The sequence below is a fragment of the Paenibacillus sabinae T27 genome, assembly GCF_000612505.1.
GTDB lineage: Bacteria > Bacillota > Bacilli > Paenibacillales > Paenibacillaceae > Paenibacillus_AQ > Paenibacillus_AQ sabinae.
This window is the reverse complement of sequence record NZ_CP004078.1, coordinates 486,135-501,768: the sequence shown is the minus strand read 5'-3', so window position 1 is coordinate 501,768 and position 15,634 is coordinate 486,135. Positions and strand designations below refer to the sequence as shown.

Annotated in this window: 13 protein-coding genes; 3 read left to right on the top strand and 10 right to left on the bottom strand. The window is 51.2% G+C overall.

Annotation, left to right across the window (positions count from 1 at the left end):
• Nucleotides 1–32: 32 nt before the first annotated feature.
• The 7 genes from PSAB_RS02345 to PSAB_RS02315 all read right to left on the bottom strand — a co-directional run bounded on the left by PSAB_RS02345 (nt 33) and on the right by PSAB_RS02315 (nt 9,283).
• A complete protein-coding gene (locus PSAB_RS02345) occupies nt 33–1,616 on the bottom strand; it encodes a response regulator transcription factor (RefSeq protein WP_025332985.1) in 1,584 nt (527 codons plus the stop codon).
• Nucleotides 1,617–1,646: 30 nt separating this feature from the next.
• On the bottom strand, nt 1,647–3,392 hold the full coding sequence (locus PSAB_RS02340; RefSeq protein ID WP_025332984.1) for a sensor histidine kinase: 1,746 nt from the start codon (nt 3,390–3,392) through the stop codon (nt 1,647–1,649).
• 76 nt (nt 3,393–3,468) lie between these two features.
• The gene (locus PSAB_RS02335) at nt 3,469–4,302 is read right to left on the bottom strand and encodes a carbohydrate ABC transporter permease (protein ID WP_025332983.1); all 834 of its coding nucleotides are present in this window, start codon (nt 4,300–4,302) and stop codon (nt 3,469–3,471) included.
• Between the two features lie 2 nt (nt 4,303–4,304).
• A complete protein-coding gene (locus PSAB_RS02330; RefSeq protein ID WP_216700464.1) occupies nt 4,305–5,186 on the bottom strand; it encodes a carbohydrate ABC transporter permease in 882 nt (293 codons plus the stop codon).
• 83 nt (nt 5,187–5,269) lie between these two features.
• Nucleotides 5,270–6,631 (bottom strand): ABC transporter substrate-binding protein, encoded by a 1,362-nt coding sequence (locus PSAB_RS02325; RefSeq protein WP_025332981.1) that lies wholly within the window; start codon nt 6,629–6,631, stop codon nt 5,270–5,272.
• On the bottom strand, nt 6,632–8,107 hold the full coding sequence (locus PSAB_RS02320; RefSeq protein WP_025332980.1) for a family 43 glycosylhydrolase: 1,476 nt from the start codon (nt 8,105–8,107) through the stop codon (nt 6,632–6,634).
• Nucleotides 8,108–8,299: 192 nt separating this feature from the next.
• Nucleotides 8,300–9,283 (bottom strand): aldo/keto reductase, encoded by a 984-nt coding sequence (locus PSAB_RS02315; protein ID WP_025332979.1) that lies wholly within the window; start codon nt 9,281–9,283, stop codon nt 8,300–8,302.
• Between the two features lie 193 nt (nt 9,284–9,476).
• On the opposite strand from PSAB_RS02315, the gene PSAB_RS02310 reads away from it, so the two are divergent.
• Nucleotides 9,477–10,394 carry an AraC family transcriptional regulator gene (locus PSAB_RS02310; RefSeq protein WP_025332978.1) on the top strand — a complete coding sequence of 306 codons (918 nt, stop codon included), beginning with the start codon at nt 9,477–9,479 and terminating at the stop codon, nt 10,392–10,394.
• A 70-nt stretch (nt 10,395–10,464) separates the two neighbouring features.
• Here the strand turns inward: PSAB_RS02310 and PSAB_RS02305 are convergent, their stop codons facing one another.
• From PSAB_RS02305 to PSAB_RS02295, 3 genes are read right to left on the bottom strand one after another with little or no spacing between them, the layout of a single operon-like run.
• Nucleotides 10,465–11,637, bottom strand: a complete 1,173-nt coding sequence (locus PSAB_RS02305; RefSeq protein ID WP_025332977.1) for an MFS transporter — start codon at nt 11,635–11,637, stop codon at nt 10,465–10,467.
• Between the two features lie 23 nt (nt 11,638–11,660).
• Nucleotides 11,661–12,644: an aldo/keto reductase gene (locus PSAB_RS02300; RefSeq protein ID WP_025332976.1), complete on the bottom strand. Its 984-nt coding sequence runs from the start codon at nt 12,642–12,644 to the stop codon at nt 11,661–11,663.
• Nucleotides 12,645–12,656: 12 nt separating this feature from the next.
• Nucleotides 12,657–12,986, bottom strand: coding sequence for a carboxymuconolactone decarboxylase family protein (locus PSAB_RS02295; protein ID WP_025332975.1), 330 nt, complete (start codon nt 12,984–12,986; stop codon nt 12,657–12,659).
• Nucleotides 12,987–13,169: 183 nt separating this feature from the next.
• Here PSAB_RS02295 and PSAB_RS02290 point away from each other — a divergent pair, with 183 nt between their 5' ends.
• Both PSAB_RS02290 and PSAB_RS02285 read left to right on the top strand, forming a co-directional pair.
• Nucleotides 13,170–13,703 carry a TetR/AcrR family transcriptional regulator gene (locus PSAB_RS02290; RefSeq protein WP_025332974.1) on the top strand — a complete coding sequence of 178 codons (534 nt, stop codon included), beginning with the start codon at nt 13,170–13,172 and terminating at the stop codon, nt 13,701–13,703.
• Nucleotides 13,704–13,835: 132 nt separating this feature from the next.
• Nucleotides 13,836–14,876 carry an NAD(P)-dependent alcohol dehydrogenase gene (locus PSAB_RS02285; RefSeq protein ID WP_025332973.1) on the top strand — a complete coding sequence of 347 codons (1,041 nt, stop codon included), beginning with the start codon at nt 13,836–13,838 and terminating at the stop codon, nt 14,874–14,876.
• The last annotated feature ends 758 nt before the right edge of the window (nt 14,877–15,634 follow it).

Below are 15,634 nucleotides of genomic sequence, written 5' to 3'. Positions count from 1 at the left end.
TCTGAAAGTCTTCCCTGGGGCTTGAAATAAAGTCACGACGAACAGCTTTCTTCGACTCTGATCATATGGTCCTCTCTGTACTGGCCGGGACTTACGCCCACATGCTTCTTGAATACCTGGCAGAAATACCGCTGGTTATCGTATCCGACGTTCTGCGAGATTTTGGAGATTTTGAAGCTGCTCTCCCTCAGCATCCGTTTCGCCTGTTGAATACGCAGCAGCGTAACATATTCAAGAATCGTCCGCCCGGTCGATTTGGAATACAAGTGGCTGACATAGGAAGCGTTAAGGTCGAACCGCTCCGCCAATTGGTCGAGCTGGATATTTTCATGATAGTGCGATTCCAGATAAGCCTTGATTTCTTGAACCACTTTTTCTTTTAAGGAAGTCTTCGTCACGTTCAAAAAAAACTGCACACCCTGCGCGCAATCGTGGCACTGCTTCTGCAACGACGCCCAATCCGGCGCTTCCAGCAGCCCTTCGATCAGCAGCGAACGGTCTCCGATCACGCTACCGATCTTGATTCCATAGTCCCGCTCAATCAAATCGAGCAGCCGGTTCGCCCATTGGGCGGCGGCCTTCTTCAGGGAAACAGGAGCGATCCATCGCTCCCTCCCCCACTCCGTCCAGCATTCGAGCAGCTCTTCAAACGGTTTCTGTTCGTAACGGGTAAAAGATTCGATCTGCTCAGACCAATCGGAGAGCCATCTTTCAGAAGCGCGGGCAATCTCCGGCCAAGCGTTGCCATCAGTTACCGGAACGCCGAAGAACAGCCCCATCTGACAAGCCTGATCCGCCGCCAGAAAAGAAAGATGCGCATCCATGATTCCGCTTACAACCGGGCCGATTCCAAACGACAGGGCCAGATTGTCCGCGGCCGGGGAGCCGTCATCCGAAAACGCCGCGGCCGCAGCCATCAGAATTTCCGGTAATGACCCCGATTCCTCCAGAGCCGCCATGCATAACAAGATGACTTTCTGCTGCTCATAGAGCAGCTCCACTTCGATTCCTTCATTCGCCAAAAAGCCAAGAAGCGCATCCGTAACGCCGCTGCTCTTCATCCGTTCGAGCCAGAGCGCCGCCGGGCTTCCGATCACGATGGCCGCAAACTGGCCGTACCGTTCGTACGGCACCCTATCGAACGACGGACGCTTGGCATGGACGATAAGATCGGTAAACACCGCCCGGTCCAGCGCTTTGGCAATCCGCAGCTCCGGGCGGTTTCCCGCCGGGTCCCTTTTACGCTCCAGACGCTCAATCGCCCTTAAGACGGTCCGGGACACTTCCTCAAGCTCGGCCGGCTTGATCAAATAATCCACCGCCTCCAGCTCAATCGCTTCTTTGGCGTATTCAAACTCGGAATATCCGCTCACGATGATACACTCCGCTTTGCAGCCCCTTTCCTTCAGGGAGCGAATCAGCTCCAGCCCGCTCATGCCCGGCATGCGGATATCCGTCAGGACAACGTCCGGATCGGACTGCAGAATCCGTTCCAGCGCCTGCTTGCCGTTGTTGGCTGTCCCCGCGATTTGCACCCCGGATGCGTTCCAGTCAATCATAGATGATAGCGTTTCCACCACAAGCTGTTCATCATCCGCTATAAACAGTTTATACATGATGTGTCCCCCCACCTTCATAGCCAGACGTTAATCGATGATGCCGATCTCAAGGGTAACTTTGGTTCCGGCGCCCGGAACGCTGTCTATGCGAATCCCGCGGTCTTGGCCGTAATGCAGCTGGATTCTCTCCTGGATGTTCCTTAAAGCATATCCCCTTGGCCGCGAACCCGCACCTGCGGCATCAAACCCGACTCCGTCATCCTCGACCTCGAATATCAGCGTCTCTCCTTCCCTTCGGCCCCGAATGGCGATGTTGCCTTTGTCCTCTTTTAGCTCGATTCCATGAAAGATTGCATTCTCCACCAGCGGCTGGATCAGAAGCTTCAGCATGCGGATCCGCTCGATTCCCGGCTCGAGGTCGATAGCCACCTCAAATTTTCCGTTGTAGCGGATATTTTGAATCTCCAGATAATTTTTCACCTGGTCGATTTCGTTGCCGACAGTCGTAATATAATCCCCGTTGTTCAAGCTTAATTTAAAAAAGTGGGAGAGGGACATGACCATTTTGGAAATATTCTTGGCGCTAATTCGCTCCGCCATCAGATAGATGGAATTCAGTGTATTGTACAGAAAATGCGGGTTGATCTGACTTTGCAGCGCATGCAGCTCGGCCTCCTTCTCCTTCAGCTTGGCTTCGATCAGTTTGTCGGACAATTCGCTGTTGGTGCGGAAGGTTCGCAGGAATTGATTGCCGATCTTCCCGATTTCGTCCTTTTCTTCAAAGAGGATACCTTCGATTTCCTCCCGTTTGGCTGCCTTTCGGGCGACGTTAGAGAGCAGGGTCAACTGCTTGGTAATCCGTTTGGAGATCAGATACGAACCATAGGCCGCCAGCAGGAAAGCCACCAGCGTCAAGGTAAGCGTAACATTGCGAATCAGGACTACTTCCGAATTGATGTTGGAATAGGGGATCATGCTGACCACCTTCCACCGGGTCCCCGGATTCGTATCGAAGGTGACGACATACCGTTCTCCATTGATCGTATCAATGCGGGTGCCCCGTTCAGGCAGATCATAGAGCAGGTTCAGTTCCTTTTGCGGGATCTGCTGCAAATCGGCGGTCCGGGAATTGTAAAAGATCACTTGATTCTGATCCAGAATCATTAGATGCCCGTTCTCCGCATTCGTGATGTCTTTGAACATTTCGTCGAATACCCGCCTGTCGATGGAGATAATCAGCATGCCGATCGGTTCGAGCGTATCCAGGTTGTTTAACTGTTTGCCGTACAGCAGCAAATCCGGACTATTTTTGACGAGACGGACCTCATCGCTGTTCAGCCACAATCCCCGGCCTCCCATGTCGCTCACCTGCCGATACCATTTCGACCGGGAGACCGCCTGGTAAATATGATCGTAAGTGAACCGGTCCCACTGGTTCGTTATGATCAGCTCCCTTTGCTCACTGCCGACGTACACATAACGAATATACGATTTGTTGTTGGAAATATTGACGATCAGGTTCCGGGTGTCATTCTGGAGGTCATAGATTTTTTTGAATTCGTGCTTGTCATAAGAAAGGAAATTCTGAACGTCGCGGGAAGACAGCATCAGCTTCGAAATCGTCTCGACGTCATTCACGAAGGTCTGGATATTCCAGTTGATGGAGCCGAGCAAATTGGAGGTGGTGTCGGACACCTTGTTCTCAGCCACTTTGCTCAAATAGACAAAGGTTAAAGAGGCAATCAGGACAAGCGGCAGCAGGGAACAGCCGATGGACAAAATGATGATTTTGCTCCGAATGCTGATCGACAGGAACGGCCGGGTTATTTTCATGAAAAAGTCCCTCTGTCCGAAGAAAAGTATAATACCTGTACTTTCAGTATACCTTTGCCCGGGGGCAGATGGTAGATCAACCTTTGGTCGCTCCTGCGGTCATGCCGGAGATCACGCTTTTGTTAAAAATGAAGTAGACCAGCATGGTTGGAATTGTTGTGATGCTGATAGCAGCATAGGTCGCTCCCCAATCCGTCAGGCCGTATTGGCCGATGTAATCCATCAGACCAACCGGGATCGTCCGCGAGCTCAGGTCGTGAATGAACGTATTGGCGAAGATAAACTCATTCCAGATGAAAATCAGATTCATGACGACAACCGTGACGATCGTATTGCGCGACAGCGGGAAAATCATCCGCCAGAACACCTGATAAATCCCGCATCCGTCCATGACGGCGGCCTCCATAATCTCGTTCGAGATATATTTGTAAAAGCTGACGAACAGATAGATCGAGATCGGCAGCGCAAATCCCACCTGGGGCAAAATGAGAGAAGTGAGCGTGTTGATAATCCCCGTTTTGTTATACAGAATGAACAGCGGGATAAGCACGACCTGGATCGGGATCATGATACCGCACAAGAACAGGAACAGCACGCTTTGGGCCCATTTAAAACGCATCTTCTCGATCACGAACGCGGCCATGGCGCTGAACAGAATCACCAGAACGATGGTCGTCACGGCGACGATGAGGCTATTGGAAAAATAAGTGCCCAAATTCCCTTTCCGCCACACGCTGAGATAATTTTCGAAGGTGAACTTGCTGGGCAGGCTGAGCGGATTACTGCTTGAAAAATCGGTTGGCGCTTTGAAACTGGAGATGAACACCCATACGAGCGGGTACACTTGAATAATAAGCAAAGCGAAAGAAATGACCGCCAGAATCGCCTTGGAATAGCGGGAATAGTTCATTGTCAGGTCTCCTTACTCTCCATCATCCGTCTGATAAAGGCGACGGCAATGAGGCTTTCTATGACGATAAATACGGCCATTGCGCTGCCATAACCGAAGTCCAGACTGGAAAATGCGGTTTTGTACATATAAGTCGGCAGCAGCTCCGTCACCCGCCCCGGCCCCCCATTCGTCATGAGATACGGGATATCGAACCCTTTTAGAGCACCGGTAGTGGCCATAATGATCGAAACCGTCAGCACCGGCTTAATCAGCGGCATTTTTATCGACCAGAACAGGTCCCAGGAAGAAGCCCCGTCAATTCTCGCCGCCTCCTCGATATCGGAAGGAATGGACAGGAGCGCGGTATACAGGATGATCATATATAGGCCGATATAACGCCAGCCTTCGGGCACCGATACAGCGCCAAGCGCCCACTTCAGGTCGGACAGCCATGGCTTGCTCCACGCTCCCAAACCGAGCTGCTGCAGAATAAAGTTCAACATGCCGACCGGCTCGAACGAGTATACGCTTGTGAACAGCTGCGCTATGGCTACCGAGGTGATAATCGCGGGGGCGAAGTACAGCGTTTTAAACAATTCCCTGCCTTTGGTGATGCTGGTCAGCAGAATGGCAACCAACAAACCGAGAAACACCTGCATGGCCACAATGATGAAAACATAGATCAGGTTATTGCTGAACGCCTTCCAGAACGTCTTGTCGCCGCCAAACATTTTGGTGTAATTATCGAGCCCGATATAGACCATGTCGGAAACCCCATCCCAGGAGAAGAAGCTGAAATACATCGACCAAAGGATGGGAGCCAGAACGGTGAACACATACACCAGCAATGCCGGCAGCAGGAAGACGAGAACGGCTTTGCGATTGCGGAGGATTTTATCCATACCTTGCTCATTCCCCACTCTATTATTTTTGCGCTGCATTCCCGGCCAACCGATGGTGCGGCTGGCCGGCTGCTTTAGCGCGGTTATTTGAAGTATTTCGGTGCGTTCTCTTTAATCGCCTGATCCATCAGGTCGGCAAAATCATCCGGTGTATGCGCACCGAGCGCCAAGGCATTCAGCTCGTTGCCGAGCAGCTCATTGGTGGCTGGGTCGAGGCGCGTATCCCACGGGACGGCGAAGACGCTTCCGGATTTCGCGATTTCGTCCTGGATTTTATAGAACACCTCCGGCATCCCTTGCGCCTGATCCAGCGAATAATTGAAAGGCGAGAACTGGCCTTTTTTCGTATAGGCTTCCGGGTATTTCTCCAAGAGGAACTTGACAAATTCCTTCATCGTATCGTCGAAGGTCTCCTTGTTGAACGCAACACCGATCCCTGAGTTGATGAAATAATCATTCTCCGCCGTCTTGGCGCCTTCCATCATGGGCAGTCGGAAAAATCCGATATTGTCCTTCATGTCCGCGCTTAATTTATCGTTGGCGAAATTCATCGTTTCCCACGAGCCCATATAATAGATGCCGGTCTTTCCTGCCAAGAACAAATCGCGAGCTGCCGTATAATCCGTTGAAGAAAATCCTTGCTGGAAGTACCCTTTGGTGCCGAGTTCGTGAACGAGGTTAATACCTGCCATGCCCGCCGGGTCCTTGAAGGAGGCCTTTCCCTGCTTGACGTTCTCAATGAAATCATTGCCGGTCATGCGGAAAGGCTCGAACGCCAGGTACCGGAGAACCGGCCATTTGTCCTTGCCATCGACGGCAATCGGGGTAATCCCGTTCTGCTTGAGCGTCTCGGCAACCTTAAGGAACTCGTCAAACGTCTTCGGCGGCTGCAGGCCGAGATCTTTGAACATCTTGATGTTGTACCAGAATACCTCGATCCCGTATTCGATCGGGAGCGTGTACATGCTACCGTCCGCGAACTGCTGATATTGTAGGGCAACCGGACGGAACGCGTCGTATTTGCCAAGGTCCTGCAGCAGTTTTTTCATATCCACGAGCTTGCCCTTCTCCACCAGCTTGGAAGCATAGGCGTCGGGATCGGTGTCGAACATGGCGGGCATCTCGTTGCTCGCGATCAATGTCCGCAGCTTCTGCAAATAGGATGGGCGGTCGCCCGTACCTTCCAGAACCAGCTCGAATTCCGGATGCGTCTTGGAGAATTCATCAGCGATTTCCTTAACGGTAACGGCCGGAGGACTGTCTACGCCGCGGGCCACGAACCATTTGTAGGTTTTCTTGTCCGCTTTCTTCCCCTCGTTCGCAGGAGCTCCCGAACCATTTTCCGCAGCGCTGCCTGTATTGCTGCCGCCTCCGCAAGCGCTTACTATTGCCGTCAGCACTACAAGCGATAACGCGAGAACCAGCCATTTACCGTAACGTTTCATCTATTTGACCTCCTGTTCGCTTGGAACCAATAGAGATGCCTGCTCGAATTGCGCCCGGCCTTCCTGGACAAAGCAGCCCCAGCTCCCTGTCTTCAAATTATAAAGGCGTGTCGTCATCGCGACCCGGTCTGCCAAGTACACGACGCATACGGAATTCTCCACCACGATCCGGATATCATATACCGTATCCGCTTGCAATTCAATCGGCACTTCAAGCTCAACCGCATGAGGGCGGTCGCCATTGATATGCCACTGCGCCTCGCCCTTCACCCGCCGGGGCCACATGTCGAAGACGAGCCGGTTATGAATCGGTTCAAGGCGAACATAATAGGCTTCATCCAGATCCCCGCTGGCCCGGAGCATGAAGCCGCAGCTTCTCGTCCCTTCGGAGAAGGACAGCCGGGCCGAAATCATGCACGTTTCGGGCATGGAGCCGGCCGCAATGCAAGAGAACGTTTCGCCCGCCTCCGCAGAGATGCGTTCCCCGGACACCTTCCACTCCCCGAGCCGTGAGCCCCACTCCGCAGCCTGCTTACTTGCAAAATGCCGGGACACGGTCTCCGGTATGCGCACCGTCAACGTTCCGTCCGGTTCTTGAACGACCTCGTGCACGACCAGATTTCCGGCCCACTGCCAGTCCCCGTAATCGTCCTCGTTCTCCCTGCTGGGGTCCCAACCGAACGCGTACCGCCGATTTCCGTCGCTCCATGTCTTCGCCGCATAGAACGCTCTGGCGTCAAACGCGTCGTTCCTCGGCGCCGTCCAAGGCCCGCTTAACGATTTGCTCATCCGGTAATGGGTGACGAACCGGTCCGAGAACGTAGAGTATACCAGATACCACCATTCCCCGATCCGGAACAAGTCCGGGCATTCATGGGTAATGTACATTTTCGGGTCCCAGAAAGGCTTGCGGATTTCCCATTTCCTCAGATCCTTGGAAGCGCACAATGCGATGCAGCCCCGGCGCCGGGACGGGCCTTCCTTGTTCCTTGCGGCGAGCAGCATCCAGTATTCTTCCGCCTCTTCGTTCCAGAACACGAAAGGATCGCGCCAGTCATGCCTTTCATACTGAATCCCGTCCGAATAGAAAGTGTCCTCGGGAATTTTCCGCCACGACTCCATATCCTTGCTCACGGCGTGCATGACGCATTGGAGCGGCTCGCCATCCTCAGTGAAGTTCGGGTACGGATTCAGGCCCGTATAGAACAGATGAAATTCGCCTTCGACTTCAATGATGGAGCCGGTATAACAATTCAAGTCTTGCTCACTCACGCTCCCATGCTTCAGCATTTCGCCTTTTTCCTCGTAGTGTACAAAATCGCTTGTGCGGAGCTCGAACCAGGAGGTTCCTTCTCCGTGAATGCTCTTATTCTCCCTCCAATCATGGAGATAGAACAACCGGAATGTACCGTTTTTGTAAAAGGGAATGAGATCTCCCACCCAAGCCCCCTCCGGCTTGTAAAACAGGTTCGACATGGTATGCGGCCCCTTTCTTGTGTCCTGACTTGATTATAAGGGGATGTGAAAGCGCTTTAAATTCTAAGTTCTTTGTCAGATGTTCAATATTTTTGGGTTCCACGAAAAAAATGCCCCAAGATCAATAATGACCTTGGGGCGCTAAGTCTCTCTGAACCGAACTTAACTAAATAATGTGAATAATGGCCCGCCCTAGCTAAGATTACCCAGAACCGGATGAGGCACATAAGGCTCTTCCAGGCTCGCCATTTCATCAGCATCCAGCTTCACTGACAGCGCGGCAGCGGCATCCTCCAGGTGATGGGGCTTTGTTGCGCCGATGATCGGGGCGGTTACCGGCTCCTTTTGCAGTACCCACGCAAGCGCAACCTGCGCGCGCGGAATGCCCCGTTTGGCGGCAATCTCGGCTACTCTCTCCACAACCTTGCGGTCGGCATCGGCCATTTTTGAATAAAATGCTTGTCCGGCTGCGTCCTTCTCCGAACGGGCGGTCTGTTCCTCCCAATCCCGGGTTAGCTTGCCTCTGGCAAGCGGACTCCACGGAATGACGCCGACTCCCTCTTCAAGGCAAAGCGGGAGCATCTCCCTCTCTTCTTCCCGGTACAATAAATTGTAGAAATTCTGCATGGAGACAAATTTGGTCCAGCCGTTGCGCTCAGCAGTATGCTGGGCTTTCAGGAACTGCCAGGCGTACATGGAAGACGCTCCGATATATCTGGCCTTGCCTGCCTTTACGACGTCATGAAGCGCCTCCATCGTCTCTTCAATCGGTGTCGTGTTATCCCAGCGGTGGATCTGGTACAAGTCAATGTAATCCGTACCCAGCCGTTTCAGACTGTTATCAACTTCGCTCAGGATTGCCTTGCGGGAAAGTCCAGCACCATTTGGGCCCGGACTCATACGGAAAAATACCTTCGTTGCGATGACCACCTCATCCCGGCGGGTATATTCCTTCAGGGCGCGTCCGACAATTTCTTCGCTTGTTCCGTCGGAGTATACATTCGCCGTATCGAAAAAGTTAATCCCGAGCTCCAGCGCTCTTTTAATAAAGGGTCTGCTATCCTCTTCATTCAGCGACCAGGGAGCCATTCCGCGTTCGGGCACCCCATAACTCATACAGCCAAGACATAATCGGGAGACTTCCAGACCGGTACGGCCAAGTTTGACATAATCCATAAATGGGACAACTCCTTTGTATGGTATAGGCTTCATTCCGCCCCGAATCGGGCACACCCTTATTATCCGGTAAAATGAAAAAAGACCGTTATCCCAATCGTCTTAAATGCTTGCCTAATCCTCTCACTCCCATTAACTCTACCTGCGCAGATGCATTATAATTGAGCAAGAGAACGCCAACAAGGAGGAGCTTATGTCTGAGGAAATGCGAGACCAAAGGGATGAACTCGTCAAACGAATCGAGCGTCATACCGGCCGGGACGGAGTTCACAAGACCGCGATTCCCTCTTTATATTTTTTCCGCAACTCTAATTTGACCCGGCCGGCCCACAGAGTGTACAACCCTTCCCTATGCTTCATCGCTCAAGGTTTAAAAGAGGTGCTGCTGGCACAGGAGCGGTTCGAATACGGTCCGACAAACTACCTGATTTCATCCATGAATCTGCCGGTGATCAGCCAGGTCATCAAAGCTTCTCCCCATATTCCGTATTTGAGCTTCAGGCTTGAATTTTCACAGAGTCAAATTTTGGAGGTTATCAATGACTCCGCCGTTCAAATCGCTTCGAAAGAAAATGCCAAGCGGGCATTGTTTGTCGGCAAGATAGAGAGTTCTATACTGGATGCGATACTCCGTTTAACCCGGTTACTGGACAATCCGAAAGACATCCCGTTCCTTGCTCCTATCTACACCAAAGAAATTCTATACAGGCTTCTGCAAGGGCAGTATGGCCCGGCGCTCGCCCAAATCGCCATGGAAGGAAGCAGCACGTCCCGGATCCGGGACGCTATCGAGCAAATTATTAATAACTGTAACACGCTTTTACGCATTGAAGAGCTTGCCGAAACAGCCAATATGAGTATTTCTACGTTTCACCGGCACTTCAAAGAGGTCACTGCGATGAGCCCGATTCAGTTTCAGAAACAGCTGCGCTTGCAGAAAGCCCGGCGTCTTCTCCTATCCGAGTCGGCGGACGCCGCCGAGGTCGCCTTCCGGGTAGGCTACGAGAGCGCATCCCAATTCAGCCGGGAATATGCCCGTATGTTCGGCGCTCCTCCCAGAGCAGACATCAAGCGTCTGAAGGAAAAGTATGACCACGTGCTGGACGCATGAAAAAAACTGCCCCAAATGAATTAAGATCATTTGGGGCAGTAGCCTGTAACAGCACGGGAGAACCCCCCTGTCACTTCATCGCTATACTATTGTGGGACGAACGGGCAAAGCTAAACGAGACGGCCGCAATACATAGAGCAACCGCAACGGATGCAGCCCCGGTCCAGCTGACCGCCGGCATCGATGCGCTTCTCACGGCAATCCCCCCAATTCCGGCGGCCGCGGCTATGCTGAGCTGTAAGATGGAACCATACAGGCTGAGCATGATTCCCGATGCCTCCGGAGCGAGCAAGACCAGGTTATACTGCATACCTGGGCCCGATGACCAGGCTGAGAAAGCCCAGAGCATCAAGAGCGGAATGGCGGCGAAGGCTGATCCGGCGATCGTGGACAGCAGTACAAGAGCGATGACATGGACAACCATGCCGCCCACAAGCGTCCGGGGGATACCGATCCGGTCCGTCAGGAATCCGCCGAACTTGGAGCCTATCAACGTAGCGATGCCAAAGGCAAAGAGCGCAGCACTCACTTCCCGTTCGCTCATCCGTGGAACTGTTAACAGGAAGGGAGCGATATATGAAAAGAGTACCGCATATCCTAATTGCCAGAAAAATATTATCCCAAGGCCGATTACAATTTTCGGATTCTTCAATAGAGTGAGCTGCTTGCCGAGAGGAACGATTTCCTCGCCATTTGTGGCCGGAATCATTCGAGCCACAGTGAAGATGGCCAGCAGGCTGAGAATACCGATCCCCCAGAAGATAACCTTCCAATCGTATGCTGCGGCCACAACACGGCCAATGGGAACGCCGGCGATGAGGGCTGCACTGGCCCCCGTTATAACGGTGGCAATCGCCCCGGCCCGGCGTTCAGGCGGTGCAAGCTTTGACGCGAGCGTCTTGGCGATGGTGACAAAAACCCCGCTTCCTACAGCAAGCAGAACGCGAGAGAAGATGAGAAACCCGAAGCCGGGAAGGACGACTGTCAAAACGCTGCCGAGCGCAATGACGCCCAGAGAAAGCATTAATAGCTTGCGCCGATCCATTCCAGCCATCGCCATCATTACAACAGGCGTTCCGATTGCATTGGTAATCGCGAATACCGTGATTAGCTGTCCTGCCGACGATACCGAAATATGGGCGGAGGCCGCTACTTTGTCCAGAATGCCTGCAATGATGAACTCCGATGTAGCGGTCATGAAGGTAATGAAGGCCAGCAGGTAAATTTTCCAGGTGTTGTTCATATTGTGTTCGCCTACTGTTGGAGTTATGTCCATATCGGCAGCAGCGTTTCACCGCGGTCCGTCGCGGGTGCAGGAGTAACCGAAAGCGAAGAGATTTCATCGCGCCATTCCGGAGTCATGTCCACATCGGCCGCGGCGAGCGAATCCTCAAGCTGCTTCAGGTTTCTTGCCCCGATAATCGGCGCCGTTATCTCAGGATGCGACATCGTCCAGGCGACGGCTAGCGTCGAGGGCTTCACGCCACGCTCCGCAGCATAGGCATTAAACCGGTCAGCTACGGCAAAATTCATTTCATCCGCATAGCGGTCCGTATATCTCTTCTCTTCAACCAGCCGCCCCTGCTCCGGCCGTTTGTTCACTCCATATTTGCCCGTAAGAAGCCCGGCTCCGAGCGGGCTGTAGGAAATGACTCCAATTTGTTCCGAAGCGGCGAGCGGCAAAATTTCAACCTCGGCCTGACGTTTAACCAGGTTATACATCGGCTGGATCAATTCAAAACGGGCAAGCTGCTCTTTTGCGGAAATCCCCAGTGCCTTGGCAATCTGCCAAGCGGCCCAGTTGCTTACTGCCAGATAGAGAATTTTGCCTTGAGCCTGAAGGTCGTTAAACGCACGGAGCGTTTCTTCCATCGGGGTCTTCTCATCGAACATATGCACAAAGTAAAAATCGATGCGGTCCGTCTTCAAGCGCCGCAGACTATTTTCAACTTCGAGCAGGATATGACGGCGGGAGAGCCCCCCGGCATTGATATCTTTTCCCATGGGATAGAACACTTTGGTGCTCAGTACAATCTCATCCCGGCAATCCGCAATACACTCACCCAAGATTTCTTCAGAACGACCCCCGCTATAAACATTTGCTGTATCAAAAAAGTTAATCCCGGCTTCACGGCAGCGCTTGAACATGGCTTTGGACGTTTCTTCATCCGCGTTGCCGCCAAAAGACATCGTACCGAAGCATAAATTCGAGACTTGAATCCCTGTTTTTCCCACTGTGCGGTATTTCATGATTGAACCTCCCTACTTCCCTTTTGAGAACACTTCTTTGGCTACCATAATGGCAGACATCGCTTTTGGCCATCCCGCGTAAAAAGCAAGATGGATAATGACTTCTTTAAGCTCTTCTTCCGACAGCCCGTTCTCTTTCGCTTTGTTCAAATGAAATCCCAGTTGTTCCGTGTTCCCGCCGGCAATCAGGCTGGCTACGGTAATCAAGCTGCGGTCGCGCGGAGCCAGCTCCTTGCGCTCCCATACATCGCCAAACAGAATATCGTCGGTAAGCTCCACGAGTTTCGGGGCGAAATCTCCAATCGCTTTTTGTGCGCCTGTAAGCTCTTTTTCATTGGACATGTAAGATTCCCTCTTTCATTCGTTGTCAGGAAATATTGATTATTGATACATTAATATACATCCGTCTATAATTATAAGAGGATATAGAACAACTTCAATTGTTAATTGAGCGCAATTTGTTCATTACTGAACAGATGCTCTATAGCTGTAAATTATTTTTTAAGAAAGCATGGTGACCCTCCAATGTCCAAAGTGGATCGAAGAATACTCAAAACGCAAGAAGCGTTAAAAAAAGCTGTAATTGAATTGATGTCCGAAAAGAATTTTGATGACATTACGATACAGGATCTATCCGACAGAGCAAATGTTAGCCGCGGAACCATCTATCTTCATTACATGGATAAATTTGATCTGCTGGATAAGCTCATTGAAGAACATATTGACGAGCGCGAATCGGCATGCCAATTGGATTTTATCGAGGCGACGCTGATCTTCTGCGAATACTTCGAAAGTCATTATTCCTTCTTTTCGCTGATGCTGGCGAGTAAGGGAGCTCCTTATTTCCGCAATCGGTTTCTAAACTTTCTAATTGAAGAATTCCGGAAAGAAGTGGACGTGACCGGAGGAAAAAATCACGGATTAAATGAAGAGCTTATCGTCAGGTTCGTTGCGTCGGCTTACGTAGGGGTGGTTGAATGGTGGTTCATGAATGAAAAACCGTTCCCGCAGGATGTTTTGGCCAGACAACTGGGGGCTTTATTAGAAAGAAATGTATGATCTGTTCATTAATAAACAAATACAGCGGATTTAACAATTGCGTCTCGTATGAATACGTTTATAATACTAGACAGATGTGCATTAAAGCATCAATGTTTTATATCTTCAAGCGAAAAGGAGTAGAGAACAAACATGTGCCAAACTCGAGTATTAAGTGTCTCCAGCGCCAAAGCGCCATTCGAAAAAACCACGATTGAGCGGAGAGCCTTACGCCCGCATGACATCCTGATCGATATTCAGTTTAGCGGGATTTGCCACTCCGACATCCACAGCGCCTTCGACGAATGGGGCGGCGGAATTTTCCCCATGGTTCCCGGTCACGAAATCGCCGGTGTTGTGTCGGCCGTAGGAACAGAAGTTATCAAATTTGCGGTTGGCGATCGCGTGGGTGTTGGCTGCTTTGTTGACTCCTGCGGAGAATGCGAATACTGCCTTAAGGGCGAGGAGCAATATTGTACGAAAGGCTTTGTCGCCACCTATAACTCCCTCGACTATGACGGCAATCCGACATACGGCGGATACAGCCAACAAATAGTGGTCACGGAACGATTCGTTGTCCGTATTCCGGACAGTCTGGAGCTGAATGTGGCAAGCCCGCTGCTGTGTGCAGGCATCACGACATACTCTCCTTTGAAGCACTGGAACGCCGGTCCGGGCAAGAAGGTTGCTATTGTGGGTATGGGGGGTCTTGGCCACCTCGCCATTCAATATGCACATGCGATGGGTGCTGAAGTCACCGTCCTGAGCCGTTCTATCGGTAAAAAAGAGGAAGCCCTGAGCTTTGGCGCCGATCATTATTTTGCAACCAGCGATCCCGCTACATTCAAAACATTGGCCAATCAATTCGACCTCATCTTAAATACGGTATCTGCAAATCTTGACGTTGATGCGTATTTATCGCTGCTTCGCATCGATGGAACGCTTGTCAATGTCGGTGCTCCGGCCGAACCGGATAAGTACCAGGTATTTTCCCTGATCATGGGCCGCCGCAGCATCGCCGGTTCACTCGTTGGCGGAATCCAGGAAACGCAAGAGATGCTCGATTTCTCTGCGGAGCACGGCATTGCCCCTAAAATTGAGGTAATCCACGCGGACCAGGTAGACGAAGCGTATCAGCGTGTCCTCCGCAGCGATGTGCGTTACCGGTTCGTTATTGATGTATCTACTTTGTAATTTTGCTCTGATGAAAGATGGGTTAGCCCGCTTAGGTGGGTTGACCCATCTTTTTTTCTGGAATCCAATGAACGATTTGTTCAGCAGAGAAAAATATGCGCATTTGCCAAGGGCTATTTAGAGGCCGGAGGAAGTCAAAAAACTTATGAAACCGAAGATCAGAAAACTTATGAAACCGGAGATCAGAAAACCTGAGATTCTGCATCTTTTGATCGCCTGAGATTAGCTATGTATAACATGCCTACGGAAATACAGGTTTTTCTCCGCTCCGCCTCAAATTCAATCAGCACAGCCTCAAATTCCTGTATAATTGTAGGTTTTCTTTGAGAAAAAACGTTTTTGATCGAAAAAAGCTGCACTTTCGGCTGTTTTGCAATGATGCTGAACTAAAATCATAACCAAACCTGACCTGTCCCTTGATGTTAGAGCGATTGCCCTAATTCCTAACTTGGTTTGATGGAAGAATGCCAAATGCTTTTTCAGAGGGAAGCGGAACACCCGAGTTTTCTTTTTCCAGAAAAAGGGTATGAAAAATCAGCTTATGTGAAAAAATGTACAATATAGCTAAAGACGAGGTGATAGTGATGAGTGAATTACAGGAAATCAAGGCTCTTCTGTGCGAATGCGGTCTCTCAAAACATCAGCTTCTAAAAGAGTTGATTGATGCTGTCACGGATAATAGGGCACTGTGCAGCCAGTGTGAAGCCGGGTGTGTCAATTGTCAAATCAGCTGCAATACTGGGCCTTCGGCAAAGTGA